Origin of the sequence: Neisseria sp. 19428wB4_WF04 (assembly GCF_015235335.1) — a bacterium.
GTDB classification, from domain to species: domain Bacteria; phylum Pseudomonadota; class Gammaproteobacteria; order Burkholderiales; family Neisseriaceae; genus Neisseria; species Neisseria musculi.
In genome coordinates, this window is sequence record NZ_JADGLG010000237.1 from 1 (window position 1) to 251 (window position 251).

Genomic DNA, 251 nt, shown 5'->3' on the forward strand with positions numbered 1-251 from the left:
TTGTATTCAGCCGCTCTTGCTGTTTTGTTGGCAGCCTGCGCCCAGTCAGGCGGCGGCCATAGCCAGCTCTACGGTGAAATTAAGGGAGGAGTGGAAACTTCGAGAACCCGTATTGGGCAATAGATAAGGGGCTGGAGTAGATTAGCCCTAAACACCACACCAAAGCCGCAAAGTTTTTAACTGCTGCTTTGGTGTCCCGAAGTTAAAACGAAACTCACATTCTTTCAAGAACAGAGGAAAAGATTTTCGGT

General features: G+C 48.2%; 1 pseudogene. It reads right to left on the reverse strand.

Going from position 1 to position 251, the window contains the following annotated elements:
- Positions 1-147 precede the first annotated feature (147 nt).
- Positions 148-251: pseudogene (locus IR141_RS13140) on the reverse strand (IS1595 family transposase); the annotation flags it as partial.